This is a genomic window from Hyphomonadaceae bacterium BL14, from assembly GCA_027627705.1.
Lineage (GTDB): Bacteria > Pseudomonadota > Alphaproteobacteria > Caulobacterales > Maricaulaceae > Oceanicaulis.
On record CP091242.1, the window covers coordinates 2569094 to 2589448 of the forward strand.

Below are 20355 nucleotides of genomic sequence, written 5' to 3' on the forward strand. Positions count from 1 at the left end.
ATGAGACGCCCCAGCTGATGACTGACGCCTCGACCGACGCCGCCCTCTCCGGCGCTGCACCCCGCCAGACATTGTGGCAGGCCCTGTCCAGTCTGGGCTGGCGCCGGTCCGGGGTGATGCTGCTCATGGGCTTTGCCGCCGGCCTGCCAATTCTGCTCGTCTTTTCAACCTTGTCGGCATGGCTGCGGATCGAGGGCGTATCGCGTACCGAGATTGGCTTCTTCGCCTGGGCGGGTCTCGCCTACACATTCAAGTTCATCTGGGCCCCGCTGGTGGACAGGTTGCCCTTGCCGTTTCTCAACACGCTTCTGGGCCGGCGGCGCTCATGGATTCTGTTCGCCCAGATCATTGTGATCGCGGCGATCCTTCTGGCCTCCACCGCCACACCGGCGGACGGGCTGGTGGTGATCGCCCTGGCCACGGTGATGATCGGCTTTGGCTCGGCCACGCAGGACATTGCGCTGGACGCCTGGCGGATCGACATCGCCGAGGACCGGCTTCAGGCGTTGCTGGTGGCGATCTATCAGTGGGGCTACCGGTTCGGCATGATCGCGGCCGGTGCCGGGGCGCTGGTCATGGCAGATTATGCCGGATTTTCCTTTGCTTACATGGTGCTGGCCGGGCTCATGGGGATTGGCGTCCTGGGAGTCTTCCTGGCACCGGAGCCTGCCCGGCCCCAGGCACTGGGCGGCGGGACCGAGGCCATTGCAGGCGCGGTGACGGGTAATCCGATGGGCCAGGCCGCCGCCTGGCTCTACTCCGCTGTGGTGGCACCCTTTGTGGACTTCATTGTGCGCTATCGCTGGATTGCGCTTCTGATCCTGACCCTGATCGGCGCCTACCGGCTGAATGATTTCGTGCTCGGGTTCATGGCCTATCCCTTCTATGTGGACATGGGCTACACCCTGTCAGAAATAGCAGCAGTTTCAAAGATTTATGGCGTCTTCGCCATGCTGGCGGGTGCCATGCTGGCCGGTGTCGCGGCAACCCGGTACGGCGTCTATCCGGTGCTGCTCATCGGGGCGGTCATCAGCGTGGTGTCCACCTTCTCCTTCGTCTGGCTGGCCATGATCCAGCCCACCGAAGCGGTCACCATGCTGGACGGAGCCGCCCTGACGCCCTGGCCGCTGGAGAAAGACCCCTCCATCGTTTACCTCACCCTGGCGATCACCGTCGAAAACGTGGCGATCGGCTGGTCTGGCACCGCGCTGATCGCGTATATGTCGAGCCTGACCAACCGCGCGTTTTCGGCCACGCAGTACGCGCTGTTCAGCTCCTTCTACGCCCTGCCGGGCAAGCTGTTCGGCGGCTTCTCCGGGATCATGGTGGACGGGCTGGGCTATGCCAGCTTCTTCGCCACGACTGCCCTGATCGGTGCCCCGGCCATCGTGCTGGTTTGGATCGTCATGCGCTGGCGCGCCGCGCGCGAGGTTGCCAGCGCACCCCCTCAGATCAGCTAGCCAAGCCGCCCTGCGGCAGCCTGACGCGCGGCGCCTTGTCCACTCGCCCGCCTGACGGGAGGGGCGCAAGAAAGACCCTATTCCAAGTAAGGAAAAGGGGACTGCCATGAAATCCATGCTTGCCACCACCGCCGCCGTTCTGATCGCTGCCGGAGCGGCCGCACCTGCCGCGTTCGCCCAGGACAGCGACTGGATGTTCCGCGTGCGCGCGATCACCGTCATGCCGGACGAGGGCGCGGCCATCTCGCCGATCGGCGGATCAGTGGATATCGCGACCTCGATCGTGCCCGAGTTCGACATCACCTATTTCCTGTCGGACCATCTGGCGCTTGAACTGATCCTGGGCGTGACCCCGCACGACGTGACCGCGATCAACACGGCCCTGGGCGATGTCGAGCTGGGAGATGTGTGGCTTCTGCCGCCGACTCTGACCCTGCAATATCACTTCAATCCGGGCGCGCAGATCCGGCCCTATGCCGGTGCCGGGGTGAACTTCACCCACTTCTTCAATTCCAGCCTCCCGTCCGCCTCACCGCTGACATCCATCAGCTATGACGACAGTCTCGGCTTCGCGCTGCAGGCCGGTGTCGACTACCAGATCAATGAGCGCTGGTTCGTGAACTTTGATATCAAGAAGATCTGGATCAATACCGATGTGACCATTGATGCAGGCGCGCTGGGGCGCGTCACGGCGGACGTGGACATTGACCCCTGGGTCTTCGGCATCGGCTTCGGCTGGCGCTACTGACGCCGTCCTCAGGCGCGGCCCCTTGCCTCCAGGAGGTGAACGGTGTTCACTTCCCGTAGTGCCAGTGTCCGGGAGACCGCTCGCGCCATGAAAACCGAACCCGCGCCCGGCGCGGACGATCATCTTGACGTTCTGATTGTCGGGGCCGGCATCTCCGGCGTGGGTGCCGCCTGGCATCTCCAGCACCGCTGCCCCGGGCGCAGCTACGCGATTTTCGAAGCCCGTGCGGCGATGGGCGGGACTTGGGATTTGTTCCGCTATCCGGGTATCCGCTCCGACAGCGACATGTACACGTTCGGCTACGCCTTCCGGCCCTGGACGGACGGCAAGGTGTTCGCCGACGGGCCGAGCATCCGCGGCTATATCGAGGACACCGCACGCGAAGCCGGTATTGACCGCCATATCCGCTTTGGCCGCCGCGTGGTCTCGGCCCGCTGGGACAGTGCAACCGCGCGCTGGACCGTGGAGGCGGACGGACCCGACGGGCGCGAGGTTGTGACCGCGCGCTTCTTGATGCTGTGCTCGGGCTATTACCGATATGACCACGGCTACATGCCTGAATTTGAGGGGCTTGAGGAGTTTCAGGGCCAGGTAATCCACCCTCAGCTCTGGCGCGAAGGGACTGAGTTTGCCGGCCAGCGCGTGGTGGTGATCGGCTCAGGCGCCACCGCCGTCACGCTGGTCCCCGCCATGGCGGGCGAGGCCGCCCATGTCACCATGCTGCAGCGTTCGCCCAGCTATATTGCCGGCCGGCCGCAGCGCGACGCGATCGCAGACGCCCTGCGCAAAGTGCTGCCCGGCCGGATCGCCTACGCGCTGACACGCTACAAGAATATCGCCCTGGCCATGATGTTCTTCCAGCTGGCGCGGCGCTGGCCGGACTTTGTGAGGAAGGGTGTGCTCAAGCAGGTCCGTGCCGAGCTGGGCGAGGATTTTGACGTCGAGCGTCATTTCTCCCCGCGCTATAACCCCTGGGACCAGCGCTTCTGCCTGGCCCCGGAAGGCGATTTCTTCCAGGCGCTCAAATCGCGCCGTGCCAGTATTGTTACCGGCGAGATCGAGCGGTTCACGCCTGATGGCATCCGTCTGAAATCGGGTGAAGAGATCAAGGCCGATCTGGTGATCCCGGCCACCGGGCTGGAGATGCAGGTGGGCGGTGCCATCGACATATCCGTGGACGGCCGCCCGTTCGTGCCGTCGCAAACGATCACCTATCGCGGCATGATGCTGTCCGGCGTGCCCAATGCGGCCATGGCGTTCGGCTACACCAATGCCAGCTGGACGCTGAAGATCGACCTGACCTGCGAGCGGGTGTGCCGGCTGCTGAACCACATGGCGCGCACCGGTGATGATTATTGCGTGCCGGTCCCGCCTGAGGGACTGGAGACGCTGCCGCTTCTGGATTTCTCCTCGGGTTATGTCCAGCGGGCCTTGCCCGGCCTGCCGCGTCAGGGTGCCCATACGCCCTGGAAGACCCACCAGAATTATCTCCAGGACATGCTCTCGATCCGCTATGGGCGGCTGGAGGACGGGCATTTGCAGTTCGGCAAGGCCGCCAGCGCCCACGCTGGCGCGGCGCTGGCACCAGCCGCCGCGCAGTGATCTGCGCCATCCTGACGCAGGCGTGTCCAAATTGCGGCGCCCGTGTGATCCGCGCCCGTTTGAGGTGCGTACAGATGGCACGAACACAGATAATCGCGAGCCGCTATGAAAGGCGCCAGCCATGACCACGCGCGTTGCTCCCTCCAGATCCGTTGACCCTGACCGCCGCTATCTCAAGCGGGCCATGGCGACCCCTCTGCTTGAACGCGAGGAGGAGCTGGCGCTCGCGACGGCCTGGCGCGAGGAGGGCGATGAGGCCGCGCTGCACAAGCTCACCAGCGCCTATATGCGTCTGGTCGTCGCCGTGGCGGCGAAGTTCCGCCATTACGGCCTGCCGTTTCCCGACCTCGTGTCCGAGGGCAATATCGGCCTGATGCAGGCCGCTGCGCGCTTCGAGCCGGAGCGGGGGGTGCGCTTTTCCACCTATGCCAGCTGGTGGATCCGCTCCTCGATCCAGGACTATGTGCTGCGCAACTGGTCCATTGTGCGCACCGGCACGACCGCCGCCCAGAAGTCGCTGTTCTTCAATCTGCGCCGCCTGCGTGCCCTGATCCGCGATGTCAGCTCCGGAGCCCTGACGCCTGAAAACCGGGCCTATGTGGCCCAGGCGCTGAAGGTCGGCGAGGATGATGTAGAACAGATGGCCGCGCGGCTGTCGGCGGTGGACCGCTCGCTCAATGCGCCGTTCGGCGAGGATGGTGAGGGCGAGTGGCAGGACTTGCTGGCCAGCGAAGCGCCCAGTCCCGAAGCGTCCGTGATGGAAAGCCGCGACACGGCCAAGCGCAGCGAATGGCTTGGTGCGGCCATGGACCGGCTGAACGCCCGCGAGCAGCTGATCATTCGCGAACGCCGCCTGCGCGAGGACAGCGTGACGCTGGAGCAGCTGGGCGAGCGCCTGGGCATCTCCAAGGAGCGCGTCCGCCAGATCGAGCACCAAGCCCTGTCCAAGCTGCGCAAGGCGCTGGTGGAACAGGTCGGCGATCCGGCTGAAGCCGGGCTGATACCGACCAGCTAGCCGCTCAGCCCACGTGCAGGAGAGCCAGCGCGCCCGCCAGGACGACCGCCAGCAGCGCCCGGCGTACGCCAAAAGGCTCCTTCAGCACGAGGGCGGCGAGCACTGCCCCGAACACGATAGATGTCTCGCGCACAGCGGCGATTGGCGCGACCGGGGCGATGGAAAAGGCATAAAGCGCCAGCCCGTACGTGGTGATGTTGAAGACAGACGACATCGCGGCGCGGCGCAGCTCGGGCCGTGCCTGCGCTGTAAAGCGCCGCCCGCGCCGGACCAGAGCCGTCGCCGTGAGGGTGGTGGCGCTCAGGACAAAGAACCAGGCCAGATAGCTCAGCGTCGACCCGGCGGCGCGCACGCCTGAGGCGTCATTGACTGTATAGCTGGCTGTCATCACCGCAGCGGACAGGGCAAACGCCAGCGCCGCGGCCTTGGGCGCGCCCCCTCGTTCGGGCCAGGCGAAGGCGGCAAGCGCCGCTGAGGCCAGCGCCAGGCCTGTCACGGAGAGCGGGCTCAGCGGTTCACCAAGGACGATGACCGCAAACAGGCCCGCCAGGGCCGGGGCCGCACCGCGCATCACCGGGTAGACCAGATTCATCTGGCCGCGGGTCATGGCGGAAATCATCAGCATGTTGAACGCCCAGATGATCCCTGCGCCCAGCAGCAGGAAGCGCCACGCCTCCCAGGGCGGGAAGGGTGCCAGGACCAGGAGCGGGCTGAGCAGAACGGCGCAGATCATCATCGACACCGCGCGAAACACCAGCATGTCGCCTGCCTGTTTGGTGAACAGCGTCATGCCTGCGTGGGCCATCGCCGACCCCAGCGCCGCCAGCAGCGCAATCAGTGGCGTCTCGGTCACCCTCTGCGCTCCCAGATCAAGCCTTGTCGGAACGCAAACGGCCCCGCACAGGGCGGGGCCGCGATTGCGTCAGGCATCAGGCGCACGCGCGCTCAGAGGCCGGGCAGCTTGGGGCGCACGCGGCGGCGATCGCGGGTGATCTCCACCTGGCCACCGCCTGTGATGGCCGCTGCGCGGGTCAGTTCGTCTTCATAGTCGACCGGATCGCGGCCGTGGCTCTCCAGGCGGTCATTGTCCCGCCAGAACAGGATGCGGTCGGCAATGGACGGCGGCTTGCGAACAATGGCGGCGGTTTCGCCATCGATCAGGGCACGCACATCCGGGATGGCGTCGGCCGCACCGGCACGCTGGGCGAACAGGATTTCGGCATCGGTGGCGTTCGATGCCGAGAGGTCACCAAACAGGGCCCGCCGGGCGGCCTGGTCCTGGAAAATGTCTTCGGGGCGCAGCTCGCCCGGCCGCGGCGGGCGCAGATTGAACTCTGGCGGCACGGTCAGCGGCGCGATGGTCACCGTGCGAAACTCGTCCGGCACGGTCTTGTCCGCGCCCAGCGCCTGACGGACGCCGGAGGTGCAGGCCGAGGTGCCGAACACGGCGGCGGCTGCAATGATGAGGGCTGTGCGTATGTGCATGACGGGTACGCTCTTTCTCAGGACTTGGTGCGGCTTCAGCCGGGTTTGTAACAGAGCCGGGGCGCGTCTGGCCAGTGCGCCCGGCACCCGGTCTAGCGCCGGCGGTCGTTGATCAGAAGGTCGGCCAGCATCACGGCAACGCCGATGGAGATCGCGGCGTCGGCGATATTGAAGACGAAGGGAAAATACAGCCCCGAAAAATCGAGAAAATCGGCGACAGCTCCATAGGCGAGCCGGTCGATCACATTGCCGATGGCGCCGCCAATAATCAGCCCGAAGGCAGCAGCCTGAAGCACGCGTTCTGCACGCATCATCCACACGGCCAGGAAGCCGGCTACGGCCAGCGAGACCGCCACCAGGATCAGGCGCTGCCACAGGCTGTCGGCGGCGAACAGGCCGAAGCTGATGCCGCGATTCCACACCATCGTCAGATTGAACCAGGGCGGCAGCACCAGGATCTGGCCCGCTTCGGGAAGTCCTGATGCGTAGAGGATCCAGGCCTTGGACGCCTGATCGCCGGCCAGCACAGCCACAGCGGTCAGAAGCCCGATCAGGGCTGGCGCCGAAAACGTCCGGCGTCGCGCGAACATGAACTTCATGCGCCTGTCGTCCTCCTCCCCCGTCCTGATTGGCTAGCAGGCCCGGGCGCTGCGGTCCAGTGACAGAGCGCTCATGCGCCCAGCAGACGCCGGGCTGCCTCGCAGTCTGCCGCGATTTGAGCCTTCAATGCGCCTAGGCCTTCAAAGCGTTGCTCGGGGCGCAGGAAGGCGATCAGGGCGCAAGAGATAACACGCCCATACAGGTCTGCGTTGGTGTCGAACAGATGCGCTTCGAGCCGCGCCTGCGTTCCGTCAACGGTGGGCCGGCGCCCGATATTGGCCACACCGGGGATGGCTTCGCCCCCGCCCAGATCAACGTGCACAGCGTACACGCCAAAGGCCGGGCGAACATAATCGCCCAGCGCCACATTGGCTGTGGGAAAGCCCAGCGTGCGTCCGCGCTGATCGCCCTGGCTCACCACGCCTTCAATGGCGAAGGGGCGGCCCAGCAGTCCGGCGGCGCGCGCCGGATCGCCCGCCCTCACGGCCTGGCGTACATCGGATGAGGAAATCTTGCCCGATTGCCCCTGCGTGCTCACCGGCTCTGCGATGGCGACGGTCAGACCGCGCGCCGCCCCCAGGGCCTGAAGCGCCTTCGCATTGCCGGCTCTGTCCTTGCCAAAGCAGAAATCGGTACCGGTCACCACGCCTTTCAGGCCCAGCCCGTTATCGAGCACCTCGGCCACGAAGCGTTCCGGCGTCATCGCCGCCAGAGCGCGATCAAAGGGAATGTGATGGACCAGCTCGGCACCCGCCTCACCCAGGGACTTTGCCCGCTGGCTGTCGCTCATCAGGGCAAACGGCTCGCCGCCAGGCTGGAAGATGCGGCGCGGGTGCGGGCTGAACACGGCGGCGGCGGGAGGGGCCTTGAGCGCGTGCGCCAGCGCGGCGGCCTGCGCCATCACGGCCTGATGACCGAGATGCACTCCATCGAAGTTGCCCAGCGCCGCCACGCCGCCGCGGGCACTGCCGGGCAAGCCGGTATAGCCGTGGAAAATCTGCATCAGCCCGGTCAGGCGCTCGCCGGACGGCGCTTGCGCACCACGACCTCGGCGTCTGCCTCCATGCAGGTCTGGCCATCCACTTCGCAGACGCAGGCGAGTTTCACCTTGCGCGCCTTGATGTCGATTTCGACCACGGTGGCGCGCGCCACAACTGTGTCGCCAATGCGCACCGGGCGCTCGAAACGCATGGTCATGCCTGCGAAGACAGCGCCGGGACCGGGCAGATGATTGCCCAGAACGCACGAAATGAAGCTTGCCACCAGCGCCCCGTGTGCGATGCGCCCGCGAAACGGCGAGCGGGCGGCGTAGGCTTCGTCCATGTGCAAGGGGTTGAAATCACCCGACACTTCGGCGAAGCGGCGCACCGTGTCGTCGTCAACCAGACGCGATATCTCCGCGGTCTGGCCGATCACGAGTTCGTTGATTCCGAAGCCTTCGCTGCCGGTCATGTGAGCGCCCTTTCTGCTCTGGCGCGGTGTTTAACCGAATTTTGATTGTGCTTGTCTAGTTCTGTTTGCGCGCAGGGCGATCACCGACACCAGTCCGGTCGTCTGCGGCGGGTGTCAAAACAGGTAGGAGGCTGAGGTAATGGCCGTCGAGATGAGTATGCCGATCCTGGTGGTGGATGACTACAAGACGATGGTGCGCATCATCCGCAACCTGCTCAAGCAGATCGGATTTGAGAACGTGGATGAGGCCAGCGATGGGGCCGAAGCGTTCGAAATGATGAAGAAGCGCAAATACGGGCTTGTGATCTCTGACTGGAACATGGAACCGGTGACCGGCTACGAGCTGCTTCAGAATGTGCGGGCAGACGAGGCGGTGAAATCCACCCCGTTCATCATGATCACGGCTGAATCCAAGACCGAGAATGTGATCGCCGCCAAGAAGGCCGGTGTGAACAACTATATCGTGAAGCCGTTCAATGCCGGCACGCTGAAGGCCAAGATGGCCGCCGTGATCGGCGATTTTTGATTTCAAGTTTTGAATCCAGGGCCTGCTCAAGCGCGGTAAACGCGCCGGGCACTGCGCGTTCTGAGGGAAGGATAGTCCATGCCTGCAGCTGAAGTCGCCGCGCGCGTGCGCGCATCCCTCTTGTCGGTGAAAGCCGCCGACCTGAAGGATGCCCAGTTGATGGATGTGTTGCGCCTGGCGCAACAACTCACCGACACCATGCAGATGTTCTTCGGATCGCTCGATCAATCGATCCATGCCGAGTTCAATGACATCGCGGCCTATATCGCCCGCACGCGCGATGAGATCGCCCAGCTGCGCCCGAACGATATCAAGGAGCAGCGGATCCCGGTCGCCGGTGCCGAACTCGAGGCTGTGCTCGGGGACACTGAACGCGCCACTGAACTGATCATGACCGAAGCCGAGGCGATCATGTTGCTCAGCCAGGACGACCCGTCTGCCTACAAGGCAGAGGTCGACGCGGCCATGACGCGGATCATCGAAGCGTGCTCGTTTCAGGATCTCGCGGGCCAGCGTGTGTCCAAAGTGGTGGCTTCGCTGCGCCATATCGAACAGCGCGTGTCGCGCTTCGCCGCCACTATGGGCGTACATGATGCCGAAGCCAGCGAGGAAGAGCGCGCAGAAGCCGAACGCCGCCGGCAGCTTCACCTCAATGGTCCTGCCATGGGCGGGCCGGAAACCGGTCAGGACGATGTCGATGCGCTGATGGGCATGGACCAGGACGCCATCGACGCCCTGTTCGACTAGCATCAGCGCCAATCGTTTCAGAGTGAGCAGAGGCCGGCGCGTTCACGCGCCGGCCTCTGCTATGATGGGCCTGTGATTCCCCTCGCAAGCGGAGGCCTGTGCGCCCGCCATGTCCGCCCTGTTGAGCGTCAAGGCGTCGGTACTGTTCCCGATGCCGCTGCCCGAGCCGTTCGACTATGCGGTGCCTGACGGCGTCGAGGTCCGCCCCGGCGACCACGTGATCGCGCCGCTGGGCAAGCGCTCAGCGGCCGGCGTGGTGTGGGCGGTGAGCGCCGATGACGGATCGCGCACGCTCAAATCCATCGAAGCGGTGATCGGTGGACCATCACTGAGCGAGGCGACCCGGCGCTTTGTCGACTGGAGCGCGCGCTATCTGGTGGAGCCGCCCGGCGTGGTTCTGCGCGCGGTCCTGCGCAGTCCGGGCGCGCTTCGGCCTTCGCCCATTGAAACGGTTTACCATCTCACTGGCGCACCCCTCGCCCGCCTGACGCCGGCCCGCCGCGCCGTGCTGGACGCCGCTGCGCAAGGCCCGGCCACCGCGGCCGAGCTGGGCCGCCGGGCGGGTGTGTCAAGTTCAGTCGTGTCAGGGCTCGCCGGGGCGGGCGGATTGCGGGCCGAGGACATCGCCACCGACCCGCCGTTCGGGGCTCCCGATCCCGAGCAGGCGGGTCTGGAGCTGACCGATCTGCAGGCCGCCGCCTCGGCGGCCCTGCGCCGCATGGCGGCGGCAGGCGGGTATCAGGCGGCCTTGCTCGACGGCGTCACCGGATCGGGCAAGACGGAGGTGTATTTCGAGGCCGCCGCCGAGATTCTGCGCCGCGAGCCCGATGCCCAGGTGCTGGTGCTGCTGCCCGAGATCGCGCTCACCCAAGCAGTCACCCGCCGTTTTGAAGCGCGCTTCGGCGCGGAGCCCGCCGTCTGGCATTCGGGCCTGTCCGACAAGGCGCGCCGCCGCGTCTGGCGCGAGGCGGCGTCCGGACGCGCGCGCATCGTGGCCGGCGCGCGCTCGGCGATCTTCCTGCCCTTCGCCAGATTGCGTTGCATCATCGTCGATGAAGAGCATGACCCGACCTACAAGCAGGACGAGATGCTCGCCTATAACGCCCGCGATCTGGCCGTGGTCCGCGCCAAGATCGCGGGTGCCCTGTGCGTCCTGGCCAGCGCTACGCCCTCGATGGAAAGCCTCGTCAACGCCGAGACCGGCCGCTACGTGCATGTCCGCCTGCCGGCCCGCGCTGCAGGGGCGACCTTGCCGGAGATCGCGCTGATCGATCTGCGTGAACATCCCCCTGAGACCGGCGAGTGGATATCGCCCGCGCTGGCGCGCGCTGCCGCCGACACGCTGGCGCGGGGCGAGCAGGTGATGTTCTACCTCAACCGGCGCGGCTACGCCCCGCTGGTGCTGTGCAAGGCCTGCGGCCACAAGATGAAAAGTCCCGAAGCCGACCGCTATCTGGTCGAGCACCGCTATACCGGGCGTCTGGTCTGCCATGTCACCGGCTTTTCCATGCCGCGGCCCGAGGCCTGTCCGTCCTGTGGGGCGAAAGACAGCCTGATCAGTGTCGGCCCCGGCGTCGAACGCGTCGCCGAGGAGGCGATCCGCCGTTTCCCCGATCAGCGCGTGGAGGTGTTCTCCTCCGATACCGCGCAAGGCCCTGACGCCGTGCGCGACATGGTCGCGCGCATGGAGAGGGGGGAAATTGATATTCTGGTCGGCACCCAGATCGCGGCCAAGGGCCATAACTTTCCGCGCCTGACTCTGGTGGGCGTGGTGGACGCCGATCTGGGTCTGGCGGGGGCTGATCTGCGGGCCGGTGAGCGCACCTACCAGACCCTGGTCCAGGCGGCGGGGCGGGCCGGGCGCGCCGACCGGCCCGGCCGGGCGCTCCTGCAGACCTGGAACCCGCAGCACGAGGCGCTCCAGGCGCTGGCCGCCGGGGACCGGGAGGCGTTTCTGGGGGCAGAGCGGTCCGTGCGGGAGATGCTGCGCCTGCCGCCGTTTGGACGCCTCGCCGCGATGATCCTGTCGGGGCCTGACCCCGAAGCGCTGGAGGCTATCGCGCGCACGATCGCGGCGGCGGCGCCGCTGGCGGATGGGGTGGAGGTGTTCGGCCCTGCCGATCCGCCGCTGGGCGTCGTGCGCGGGCGCTGGCGCAAGCGCTTCCTCGTCCAGGCTGACCGGCAGGTGGATATCTCGGCCTATATGCGCGCCTGGGCCGCGCGGTTCAAAACGCCGCCCTCGATCCGCGTGAATCTCGATATCGAGCCGTATTCCTTCCTGTAGATACCGGCTTTGCAGGGTGGCGCACGCCTGTTTTCCTTGACCTGACCGGGCGCACTTGTATTGTCCCGCGCTTTCCAGTCACCCGGCAGGCTTCATCATGAGCAATCGCGCCGCAGCGGCGCCCGTCGCCATCGTCATGGGATCGCGTTCGGACTGGCCGGCCATGAAGGCCGCCGCCGCCATGCTGGACGCCCTTGAGGTGGCCTATGACGCGCGCGTGGTCTCCGCCCACCGCACGCCGGACCGGCTTGTGGACTTCGCCAGGGGCGCAGCAGCGGCGGGTGTGAAGGTGATCATTGCCGGCGCGGGCGGCGCGGCGCATCTGCCGGGTATGGTCGCGTCCATGACCTCCCTGCCGGTGCTGGGCGTGCCGGTACAATCCAAAGCCCTGTCCGGCCTCGATTCGCTTCTGTCCATTGTGCAAATGCCCGGCGGCGTGCCCGTGGGCACACTCGCGATCGGCGAGGCGGGCGCCAAGAATGCCGGCCTTCTGGCCGCCTCTATCCTGGCCTTGTCCGATCCCGCCCTGATGGCCCGGCTGGAGGCCTGGCGTGCGGCCCAGACCGCTTCGGTACCCGACAGCGTCGAGGACTGAAGTGAGCGCGCTGAAGCCGGCAGACCGCATCGGCATTCTCGGCGGCGGCCAGCTGGGGCGCATGCTGGCGCTGGCGGCGGCGCGGCTGGGTCTCGACGTGGTGATCTATGATCCCGAGCCCGATTGCCCGGCCTCCCGGGTGGCGGCGGAGCATGTGCGCGCGCCCTATGAGGATCTGGAAGCGGTCGCCCGCTTCGCCCGCTCCGTGGCGGCGGTGACCTTCGAGTTTGAAAACGTGCCGGTTGAAAGCGCGCGCGAGGCGGCCCGCCATGCGCCGCTGAGGCCCGGCGCGCAGGCACTGCAAACCGCGCAGGACCGGTTGACGGAGAAGACCTTCCTCAACACCCATGGCGCGCAGACGGTGGATTTCCGCGCCATCGACAGCGCTGGAGACGCGCGCGCCGCGCTGGCGGAGCTCGGCGCCCCCGCCATCCTGAAGACAAGGCGCTTCGGCTATGACGGCAAGGGCCAGGCCGTGGTGCGCAGCGCGGATGAGGCTGCCGCCGCGTTTGAACGCTTTGAGTCCCGCCCGGCCATCCTGGAGGCGTTTGCGCCCTTCCGCCGGGAGCTGTCGGTCGTGGCCGCCCGGGCCCTGGATGGCGAGGTGCGTGCCTTTGCGCTGTCGCAGAACCACCACGCGGGGGGCATTCTGCGCGAGAGCCTGGCACCGGCCGATGTCAGCCCGGCGGCTGAGGCGCGCGCCGGCACCATCGCGCGCTCCATTCTTGAGGCGCTCGACTATGTCGGCGTGATCGCGGTGGAGCTGTTCGAGCTGGAGGACGGGTCGCTGCGGGTCAACGAGATCGCCCCGCGCGTCCACAATACCGGCCACTGGACCATGGATGCCTGCCAGACCTGCCAGTTTGAACAGCATATACGCGCCGTCGCAGGCTGGAGGCTGGGCGACGCATCCGCGCACGCGCGCGCGCGGATGGTCAATCTGATCGGGTCTGACGCCGATGACTGGCCGCGCTGGCTCGCCGTGCCGGGCGCGCATCTGCATCTCTACGGCAAGCGAGAGGCCCGTCCCGGCCGCAAGATGGGACATGTCACCGTGACCGGTCCGCTGGATCAGGACTGACGGGCTTCAGCCGCGTCCAGTTCCTTGCCATTACGGGTCAAAATGCGCGTGGCGGCCAGATCGCCGGTGACGTTGACCGCCGTGCGCGCCATGTCGAGGAAGCGGTCCACGCCCAGGACGAAGACCAGCCCCTGGGGCGGGATGCCGAAGCTGACGATCAGTCCGGACAGGATGGCAATGGACACGCCCGGCGCGCCGGGCGCGCCGATGGAGGCGGCCACCAGCGTGGCCACCATGAAGGCGACCTGGAACGGGTCCAGGCTCACCCCGGCGATCTGGGCCACGAAGATGACCGCACACGCCTGATAGAGGGCGGTGCCCGCCATGTTCACCGTGGCCGCCAGCGGGATCACGAAGCTCGCCGTGGACGAAGGCGCATGCAGCTTTTCCACCGCTGTGCGGATGGACAGCGGGATCACGGCGGCTGACGACGAGGTGGAGAAGGCGAGGAGTTGCGCCTCGCCCACGGCGCGCTGGAAGGCCAGAGGGCTCATCCGTCCGAATGCGGCAACGCAGGCGTAATACAGCAATAACAGCCCGGTCAGACCGGCCAGAACTGTCGCGACATAGGCCCCCAGCGCCACCAGCGATTCTGCGCCCAGACGGGCCAGCAGCTGCGCGGTCAGGCCGAATACGGCGTAGGGCGTGATGTACATCGCCCACTTGACCACGGTCATGGCCACTTCCAGCAGGCCTTCGAGCACCCGCAGCAACGGATCGAGCCGGGTCTTGTTGGGCGAGGTGACATAGGCGGCGCCCAGGAAGATGGAGAAAATCACCACCGCCAGCATCTCGCTCTCCACCATGGAGGCCAGCGGGTTGTCCGGCACAAGTGCCGCAATCATGCCCGGTGCCTCCATCGCCATCTGCGCGAACGGATCGGCGCTGGCGGCGGCCTCTGCCGGATCCGGGCGCAGGCGCGGGACCGGGACGGCATCCACGGCGACCAGCGCGCCGGGTTTGAAGGTGAGGGTCAGGACCGGGCCCAGCGCCGCCGCCGCCGTGGTGGTGGCCCCGACGAAGACCGCCAGCCTGCCGCCCACGGCACGCAGGCGGGCCGGGTCGGCCGCGCCGGCGGCGAGGCCCAGAATGATGGAGCTCGCCACCAGGGGCATCAGCACCATCTTGATCATCGCCAGGAAGATATGGCCGGGCAGGGCCATCCATTCTCCCAGCGTCGCGGCGACGCTGCGGCTGACCAGTCCCGCTTCCGGTCCCAGCATCAGCCCGGTCCCCACGCCCAGCACCAGCCCGATCAGAACCTGCGCCCACAGGCGCGACCGCACCCAGCCTTCCAGCTGGCGCGTGAGCATGTTGTAGCGGATGCGCCGGGGCGGGCGTGGTGTGATCATCGTCATCCTTTCTGCGGCCTGCGATCCGGTACGCATCCGGGTCAGTGTCATAACATGATGCGCGCTGTGGATCGAAAGCCGGGCCGGGTGCCCAGACATCAGCCGACGGTATAACGCACGCTGCGGTCAAAAGGGCTCAGCTGCAATTCATTCTCATGCGCTCTGGACCGGGCCGTGCGCTTCCTATAGCTGAGAATGCCTCTCAAGAACGCATCCGGGAAGTCTCATCGCCATGAAAACCACGCTTCTGTCGAGCGCCGCTGTCGCGCTCCTCGCCGCCCCTGCCATGGCGGATGCCGCGGCCAACACGGACGCAGCCGTCAGCACCGATACCATCGTCATTGTCGGCCTCAAGGGCGATGTGCGCGAGGTTGCCGGCTCGGCAGCGGTCATCACCACGCAAGAGCTTCAGATCCAGGACTACAGCGATCTCAACCGCGTGCTGCGCGCCATACCCGGCATCAATATCCAGGAAGAGGACGGCTACGGCCTGCGCCCGAATATCGGCTTGCGCGGGGCGGGCCTCGACCGTTCGGCCAATGTGCTGATCATGGAAGACGGCATCCTGGCGGCACCGGCACCCTATGCCGCACCCGCTGCCTACTACACGCCCTTCATGGGCCGCATGGCCGGGGTCGAGGTGATCAAGGGCGCAGCGGGCGTGCGCTACGGCCCACGAACCCAGGGCGGCTCGATCAATCTGTTCTCCACGCCCATCCCGGACAGTTTTGCCGGACGCGTTGCGGTGACGGTGGGTGAGGAAAGCGCGCGGCGCATCCACGCCTGGACCGGTGGCATGACGCAAGCCGCGCCGGGTGTGCGCCTGGGCGGGCTGCTGGAAGTGTTCACCGACACGGCGGATGGCTTCAAGACCATTGATTTTTCGAACCAGGGCACGGGCTTCGATCTCGCCGACTATGGCGGACGGCTGCGTCTGGAGATCGACGCATCCGGCGTCACCCACAGTTTCGAGGCGCGTTACCAGACCTCGGACGAGACCTCTGACGAAACCTATATGGGCCTGACGGACGCGGACTTCACCGCCAATCCGTACCGTCGCTATGCGGCCAGCGCCAACGACCAGATCATTGTGGACCAGTCGCGCTCTACGCTGACCTGGAACGCCGATTTCGACAGCGGACTGCGCATGACCGCGCTGGCCTACCGCACCGAGGTGGATCGCAACTGGTTCAAGGTCGAAGGCGTCAATGCCGGGGCCGGGCGGCGCTCGCTGGGCGCGGTGCTGTCCAACCCGGTTGGCTTCGCCGCCGAGTATGCGGTCCTCACCGGCGCGCCCGGCTTTGTTTCCAACGACAATGCGATCATTTCGCGCAATAATCGCCGCAGCTATTACGCCGAAGGCCTGCAGGGCGAGATTGCCGGGGATGCGGCCTGGCTGGGCGCCCAGCATCGCTGGCGGATCGGCGTGCGCGCCCACCGGGATCAGGAAGACCGCTTCCAGGAGGAGATTTTCTTCCGCATCGACAATTCCGCTCTGGTGCAGACCGGCCAGCAGACGCCGGGTCAGCAGGCCAACCGGATCAGCACGGCCGAAGCGCTGGCGGTGTTCGTGCAGAACGACATCACCCTCAATGACCGCCTGACCCTGACCCCCGGTGTCCGCTTCGAGCGTATCGAGGGCGAGCGCCTCGACTATGCCGGAACTGATCCCACCCGCAGCGGCGCACCCAATGTGCGCACCAGCACGGACGACGTGTTCATCCCCGGCATGGGCGTGCGCTATGACCTCAGCGATGCAGTGACACTGTTTGGCGGTGTGCACCGCGGCTTCTCCCCGGCCGCGCCCGGCTCCTCCAGCGAGGCGGAGACGGCGGTCAACTGGGAGGCCGGCGCGCGCTGGACCAGCGCAGCCGGTTATGCCGAGGCGGTCGGCTTCTACAATGATTACGAGAACCTCCTGGGCACCTGCACGGCGTCCACGGGCGGGGGCTGCACCATTGGCGACCAGTTTGACGGCGGCGAAGTGCGCGTGCGCGGGCTGGAGTTGTCAGCGGGCTCCGATCTGGCGGCGTTCGCCAATCTTGATGGCGTCGCCATCCCGGTGCGGGCAGCCTATACGTTGACCGATGCCGAGTTCGAGACGGCGTTCCGGTCCGCCTTCGGCCCCTGGGGCAATGTTCAGGCGGGCGATGAACTGCCCTACCTGGCCCAGCACCAGTGGTTCGCCTCCATTGGACTTGAGCGCGGCCGCCTGGGTGGCGAGCTGGCGCTGACCTGGGTCGGCGAGCGCCGCACTGTGGCCGGTCAGGGTGCCAACCCCGCAGGGACGGGCCTGGAATCCTTCTCCGTGGCCGATCTGGCGGTGTGGTATGATCTGACCGACGCCCTGCGGGCGCGGGTCCAGGTGCGCAATCTCACCGATGAGGTCTACGCCGCGTCGCGCAGCCCCGCAGGCCTGCGCCCGGGCGCGCCACGTGCGGTGCTGTTCGGGCTGGCGGCGGATTTCTAGGGCCGGTCCTGAAACCTGAGACGAGAAAGGCCGCGTCCTGCATGGACGCGGCCTTTTCATGTCTTGGGTCGGCGACGTGCCGACGTCAGTGCGTCAGCACGTGGAACAGCGCTTCCAGCTTGTCCACCTGCGCCTGGGCGGCGTCACGCTCCATGTCATCGCGCGCCATGGCAAGCGTTTCGCGCGCCTGCTGCAGCTCCACGGCGACGGCATCCGCGGTGACGGTATCCAGCGCGATGGCTTCCTCCGCGAGGATGGTCAGGCCGTCGGGCGTCACCTCGGCGAACCCGCCATGGATGAAGGTGCGGGTGACCGCGCCCCCATCATGGATCGCGATGGCACCCGAACGGATCGTCGACATGAAGGGCGCATGGCCCGCCAGTACGCCGAAATCGCCCAGCTCGCCGGGTACGACCACCATGTCCACCGCGCCCGCAAAGACGCGCTTTTCGGGCGAAACGAGGTCGAATTGAAGCTTGTCAGCCATGGCCTGGTCTTTCTTGTCCCTGGACCGGAAGCGGGCTTACGCCGCTTCCGCCGCCAGCTTCTCGGCTTTCTTCACGGCGTCCTCGATGGTGCCGACCATGTAGAAGGCCGGCTCGGGCAGGTGGTCATACTCGCCGTTACAGATCGCCTTGAACGAGCGCACCGTGTCCTCGATCGGCACCTGGATGCCCGGCGAGCCGGTGAACACTTCGGCCACGTCGAAGGGCTGGGACAGGAAGCGCTCGATCTTGCGGGCGCGCGCCACGGCCAGCTTGTCCTCTTCGGACAGTTCGTCCATGCCCAGAATGGCGATGATGTCCTGCAGCGACTTGTAGCGCTGAAGAATTTCCTGCACCCGGCGGGCGGTCTGGTAGTGCTCTTCACCCACGATGCGGGGCTCAAGGATGCGCGAGGTGGAATCGAGCGGGTCCACGGCCGGGTAGATCCCTTTTTCCGAGATCGCGCGGTTGAGCACCGTGGTCGCGTCCAGGTGGGAGAAGGTGGTGGCAGGGGCCGGGTCGGTCAGGTCGTCGGCGGGCACGTACACGGCCTGCACCGAGGTGATCGAGCCCTTCTTGGTCGAGGTGATGCGTTCCTGCAGCGCGCCCATGTCGGTCGACAGGGTCGGCTGATAGCCCACCGCCGACGGAATGCGGCCCAGCAGCGCCGACACTTCCGCGCCCGCTTGGGTGAAGCGGAAGATGTTATCCACGAAGAACAGCACGTCCTTGCCCTCTTCGTCGCGGAAATACTCCGCCTGGGCCAGACCCGACAGCGCCACGCGGGCGCGCGCGCCCGGCGGCTCGTTCATCTGGCCGAACACCAGCGCGCAGCGCGAGCCTTCCACCGAGCCGTTATTGGCTTTGGGGTCCACGTTCACGCCGGACTCGATCATTTCCCAGTAGAGGTCATTGCCCTCACGGGTGCGCTCGCCGACGCCGGCGAACACCGAGTAGCCACCGAACAGCTTGGCGATATTGTTGATCAGCTCCTGGATCAGCACGGTCTTGCCCACGCCCGCGCCGCCGAACAGGCCGATCTTGCCGCCCTTGGCGTAGGGGCACAGCAGGTCGATGACCTTGATGCCGGTGGGCAGGATTTCCGCTTCGGTGGACTGCTCCTCGAAGCTCGGCGCGGTGCGGTGGATGGACGCCATGGCGACGCTGTTCACCGGGCCGGCTTCATCAATCGGATCGCCGGTGACGTTCAGGATGCGTCCCAGCGTGCCCGGTCCCACCGGCACCTGGATCGGCGCGCCGGTATCGGTCACGTCCTGGCCGCGGCGCAGGCCCTCGGTGGCATCCATCGCGATGGTGCGCACGGCGTTTTCGCCCAGGTGCTGGGCAACTTCGAGCACCAGCTTGCGCTCGCCATTGGTGGTCTCCAGCGCGTTGAGGATATCGGGCAGTCCGCCTTCGAACTCCACGTCCACGACCGCGCCTGTGACCTGTACGATCCGGCCTTTAAGTGTGCTCATCTTGCTCAGCCTCTTCTTGTCCCGGGGCGGCGCGGTCGCGCCCGCCCGATAGTGTGTGATGCGCTAGACCGCCTCGGCGCCGGAGATGATCTCGATCAGCTCCTTGGTGATCTTGGCCTGGCGGGTGCGGTTGAATTCCAGTTTCAGCTTGTCGATCAGCTCGCCGGCATTGCGCGTGGCTGAATCCATGGCCGCCATCTTCGCGCCCATCTCGCCGGCCGCATTCTCCAGCAGCGCCGAGAGAATGACCGTCTTGATATAGCGCGGCAAAAGGGCGGCGAGGATCTGCTCCTCGTCCGGCTCGTACTCGTAGATCGCGCCCTTCAGGTCAGGCCGCGGCACGCTCTCGTCGATGGCGTCGCGTGCCGGGATCAGCACCTGGGCGCGCGGCTTCTGGGTCATGACCGAGATGAATTGTGAGCTGATGACCTCGCACACGTCGAAGCCGCCCTCGTCAAACAGCGACACGACCCGGTCGCCGATCTGGCCGGCCACCGCGCCGTCCAGCGCTTTCACGGTTTTCAGCTCGATCACGCCGATGATCTTGTCGGCGTGCAGGCGCTTCAGGGCGTCTGCGCCCTTCTTGCCGACGCACAGGATTTTCACCGTCTTGCCGGCGGAGGTCAGGGCCGCAATCCGTTCGCGCGCCAGGCGGGCGATATTGGTGTTGAACCCGCCGCACAGGCCGCGGTCAGCCGCCGCGACCAGCAGCAGGCGCACCTCGTCCTTGCCGGTTCCCACCAGCAGGCGCGGGGCCCCGGGGCCGTCGGCGGCCGTCGCGAGATTGGCCATTACGGCCGCCATGCGCTCGGCATAGGGACGCGCGGCTTCAGCCGCGTCCTGCGCCTTGCGCAGCTTGGCGGCGGCGACCATCTGCATCGCTTTTGTGATCTTCTTGGTCGAATTGACCGAGCTGATCCTGTTTTTCAGTTCCTTGAGGCTGGCCATGATTTCCGTGCCGCTCGTGTCAATTCA

Annotated in this window: 19 protein-coding genes; 10 read left to right on the plus strand and 9 right to left on the minus strand. The window is 66.5% G+C overall.

Annotated elements, in window-relative coordinates; translation table 11 throughout:
* Positions 1-17 precede the first annotated feature (17 nt).
* The 4 genes from L2D00_12495 to L2D00_12510 all read left to right on the plus strand — a co-directional run bounded on the left by L2D00_12495 (position 18) and on the right by L2D00_12510 (position 4825).
* Positions 18-1460, plus strand: a complete 1443-nt coding sequence (locus L2D00_12495; protein WBQ12657.1) for an MFS transporter — start codon at positions 18-20, stop codon at positions 1458-1460.
* 106 nt (positions 1461-1566) lie between these two features.
* The gene (locus tag L2D00_12500) at positions 1567-2208 is read left to right on the plus strand and encodes an outer membrane beta-barrel protein (GenBank protein ID WBQ12658.1); all 642 of its coding nucleotides are present in this window, start codon (positions 1567-1569) and stop codon (positions 2206-2208) included.
* Between the two features lie 87 nt (positions 2209-2295).
* Positions 2296-3810 (plus strand): NAD(P)/FAD-dependent oxidoreductase, encoded by a 1515-nt coding sequence (locus L2D00_12505; protein ID WBQ12659.1) that lies wholly within the window; start codon positions 2296-2298, stop codon positions 3808-3810.
* A 121-nt stretch (positions 3811-3931) separates the two neighbouring features.
* On the plus strand, positions 3932-4825 hold the full coding sequence (locus tag L2D00_12510) for an RNA polymerase factor sigma-32 (GenBank protein ID WBQ12660.1): 894 nt from the start codon (positions 3932-3934) through the stop codon (positions 4823-4825).
* A 4-nt stretch (positions 4826-4829) separates the two neighbouring features.
* On the opposite strand, the gene L2D00_12515 is transcribed toward L2D00_12510, so the two are convergent.
* The 5 genes from L2D00_12515 to L2D00_12535 all read right to left on the minus strand — a co-directional run bounded on the left by L2D00_12515 (position 4830) and on the right by L2D00_12535 (position 8362).
* Entirely contained in the window at positions 4830-5678 is an 849-nt protein-coding gene (locus L2D00_12515) for a DMT family transporter (protein WBQ12661.1), read from the minus strand.
* A gap of 92 nt (positions 5679-5770) precedes the next feature.
* Positions 5771-6310: a DUF3035 domain-containing protein gene (locus tag L2D00_12520; GenBank protein WBQ12662.1), complete on the minus strand. Its 540-nt coding sequence runs from the start codon at positions 6308-6310 to the stop codon at positions 5771-5773.
* A 92-nt stretch (positions 6311-6402) separates the two neighbouring features.
* The gene (gene lspA, locus L2D00_12525; GenBank protein WBQ12663.1) at positions 6403-6909 is read right to left on the minus strand and encodes a signal peptidase II; all 507 of its coding nucleotides are present in this window, start codon (positions 6907-6909) and stop codon (positions 6403-6405) included.
* A 71-nt stretch (positions 6910-6980) separates the two neighbouring features.
* Positions 6981-7913, minus strand: coding sequence for a bifunctional riboflavin kinase/FAD synthetase (locus tag L2D00_12530; protein ID WBQ12664.1), 933 nt, complete (start codon positions 7911-7913; stop codon positions 6981-6983).
* Between the two features lie 8 nt (positions 7914-7921).
* The gene (locus L2D00_12535) at positions 7922-8362 is read right to left on the minus strand and encodes a MaoC family dehydratase (GenBank protein WBQ12665.1); all 441 of its coding nucleotides are present in this window, start codon (positions 8360-8362) and stop codon (positions 7922-7924) included.
* A 139-nt stretch (positions 8363-8501) separates the two neighbouring features.
* Here L2D00_12535 and L2D00_12540 point away from each other — a divergent pair, with 139 nt between their 5' ends.
* The 5 genes from L2D00_12540 (at position 8502) to L2D00_12560 (ending at position 13595) form a co-directional block, all read left to right on the plus strand.
* Positions 8502-8888 (plus strand): response regulator, encoded by a 387-nt coding sequence (locus L2D00_12540; GenBank protein WBQ12666.1) that lies wholly within the window; start codon positions 8502-8504, stop codon positions 8886-8888.
* A 78-nt stretch (positions 8889-8966) separates the two neighbouring features.
* Complete coding sequence (locus L2D00_12545; GenBank protein WBQ12667.1) at positions 8967-9635, plus strand: protein phosphatase CheZ; 669 nt, start codon at positions 8967-8969, stop codon at positions 9633-9635.
* Between the two features lie 109 nt (positions 9636-9744).
* Positions 9745-11919 carry a primosomal protein N' gene (locus L2D00_12550; protein WBQ12668.1) on the plus strand — a complete coding sequence of 725 codons (2175 nt, stop codon included), beginning with the start codon at positions 9745-9747 and terminating at the stop codon, positions 11917-11919.
* A 97-nt stretch (positions 11920-12016) separates the two neighbouring features.
* Complete coding sequence (gene purE / locus L2D00_12555) at positions 12017-12514, plus strand: 5-(carboxyamino)imidazole ribonucleotide mutase (protein ID WBQ12669.1); 498 nt, start codon at positions 12017-12019, stop codon at positions 12512-12514.
* Position 12515: 1 nt separating this feature from the next.
* Entirely contained in the window at positions 12516-13595 is a 1080-nt protein-coding gene (locus tag L2D00_12560) for a 5-(carboxyamino)imidazole ribonucleotide synthase (GenBank protein WBQ12670.1), read from the plus strand.
* On the opposite strand, the gene L2D00_12565 is transcribed toward L2D00_12560, so the two are convergent.
* Positions 13586-14947, minus strand: coding sequence for a dicarboxylate/amino acid:cation symporter (locus tag L2D00_12565; protein WBQ12671.1), 1362 nt, complete (start codon positions 14945-14947; stop codon positions 13586-13588). The two genes, L2D00_12560 and L2D00_12565, sit on opposite strands and share 10 nt — an antisense overlap.
* 232 nt (positions 14948-15179) lie before the next feature.
* Between L2D00_12565 and L2D00_12570 the strand changes: the two genes are divergently transcribed.
* Positions 15180-17417, plus strand: coding sequence for a TonB-dependent receptor (locus tag L2D00_12570; GenBank protein ID WBQ12672.1), 2238 nt, complete (start codon positions 15180-15182; stop codon positions 17415-17417).
* Positions 17418-17502: 85 nt separating this feature from the next.
* Here the strand turns inward: L2D00_12570 and L2D00_12575 are convergent, their stop codons facing one another.
* The 3 genes from L2D00_12575 to L2D00_12585 form a co-directional block, all read right to left on the minus strand.
* Positions 17503-17904, minus strand: a complete 402-nt coding sequence (locus tag L2D00_12575; protein WBQ12673.1) for a F0F1 ATP synthase subunit epsilon — start codon at positions 17902-17904, stop codon at positions 17503-17505.
* 36 nt (positions 17905-17940) lie between these two features.
* Positions 17941-19380 carry a F0F1 ATP synthase subunit beta gene (atpD, locus tag L2D00_12580; GenBank protein ID WBQ12674.1) on the minus strand — a complete coding sequence of 480 codons (1440 nt, stop codon included), beginning with the start codon at positions 19378-19380 and terminating at the stop codon, positions 17941-17943.
* Positions 19381-19443: 63 nt separating this feature from the next.
* Positions 19444-20328 (minus strand): F0F1 ATP synthase subunit gamma, encoded by an 885-nt coding sequence (locus tag L2D00_12585; protein ID WBQ12675.1) that lies wholly within the window; start codon positions 20326-20328, stop codon positions 19444-19446.
* Positions 20329-20355 lie beyond the last annotated feature (27 nt).

What these genes read in the sequence shown, in the direction of transcription:
- L2D00_12575 (WBQ12673.1), bottom strand. Translation starts at nt 17,904, where the DNA reads ATGGCTGACAAGCTTCAATTCGACCTCGTTTCGCCCGAAAAGCGCGTC.
- L2D00_12570 (WBQ12672.1), top strand. Translation starts at nt 15,180, where the DNA reads ATGAAAACCACGCTTCTGTCGAGCGCCGCTGTCGCGCTCCTCGCCGCC.
- L2D00_12530 (WBQ12664.1), bottom strand. Translation starts at nt 7,913, where the DNA reads ATGCAGATTTTCCACGGCTATACCGGCTTGCCCGGCAGTGCCCGCGGC.
- L2D00_12585 (WBQ12675.1), bottom strand. Translation starts at nt 20,328, where the DNA reads ATGGCCAGCCTCAAGGAACTGAAAAACAGGATCAGCTCGGTCAATTCG.
- L2D00_12520 (WBQ12662.1), bottom strand. Translation starts at nt 6,310, where the DNA reads ATGCACATACGCACAGCCCTCATCATTGCAGCCGCCGCCGTGTTCGGC.
- L2D00_12500 (WBQ12658.1), top strand. Translation starts at nt 1,567, where the DNA reads ATGAAATCCATGCTTGCCACCACCGCCGCCGTTCTGATCGCTGCCGGA.
- L2D00_12495 (WBQ12657.1), top strand. Translation starts at nt 18, where the DNA reads ATGACTGACGCCTCGACCGACGCCGCCCTCTCCGGCGCTGCACCCCGC.
- atpD (WBQ12674.1), bottom strand. Translation starts at nt 19,380, where the DNA reads ATGAGCACACTTAAAGGCCGGATCGTACAGGTCACAGGCGCGGTCGTG.
- L2D00_12540 (WBQ12666.1), top strand. Translation starts at nt 8,502, where the DNA reads ATGGCCGTCGAGATGAGTATGCCGATCCTGGTGGTGGATGACTACAAG.
- L2D00_12545 (WBQ12667.1), top strand. Translation starts at nt 8,967, where the DNA reads ATGCCTGCAGCTGAAGTCGCCGCGCGCGTGCGCGCATCCCTCTTGTCG.
- L2D00_12565 (WBQ12671.1), bottom strand. Translation starts at nt 14,947, where the DNA reads ATGATCACACCACGCCCGCCCCGGCGCATCCGCTACAACATGCTCACG.
- L2D00_12505 (WBQ12659.1), top strand. Translation starts at nt 2,296, where the DNA reads ATGAAAACCGAACCCGCGCCCGGCGCGGACGATCATCTTGACGTTCTG.
- L2D00_12535 (WBQ12665.1), bottom strand. Translation starts at nt 8,362, where the DNA reads ATGACCGGCAGCGAAGGCTTCGGAATCAACGAACTCGTGATCGGCCAG.
- lspA (WBQ12663.1), bottom strand. Translation starts at nt 6,909, where the DNA reads ATGAAGTTCATGTTCGCGCGACGCCGGACGTTTTCGGCGCCAGCCCTG.
- L2D00_12550 (WBQ12668.1), top strand. Translation starts at nt 9,745, where the DNA reads ATGTCCGCCCTGTTGAGCGTCAAGGCGTCGGTACTGTTCCCGATGCCG.
- L2D00_12510 (WBQ12660.1), top strand. Translation starts at nt 3,932, where the DNA reads ATGACCACGCGCGTTGCTCCCTCCAGATCCGTTGACCCTGACCGCCGC.
- purE (WBQ12669.1), top strand. Translation starts at nt 12,017, where the DNA reads ATGAGCAATCGCGCCGCAGCGGCGCCCGTCGCCATCGTCATGGGATCG.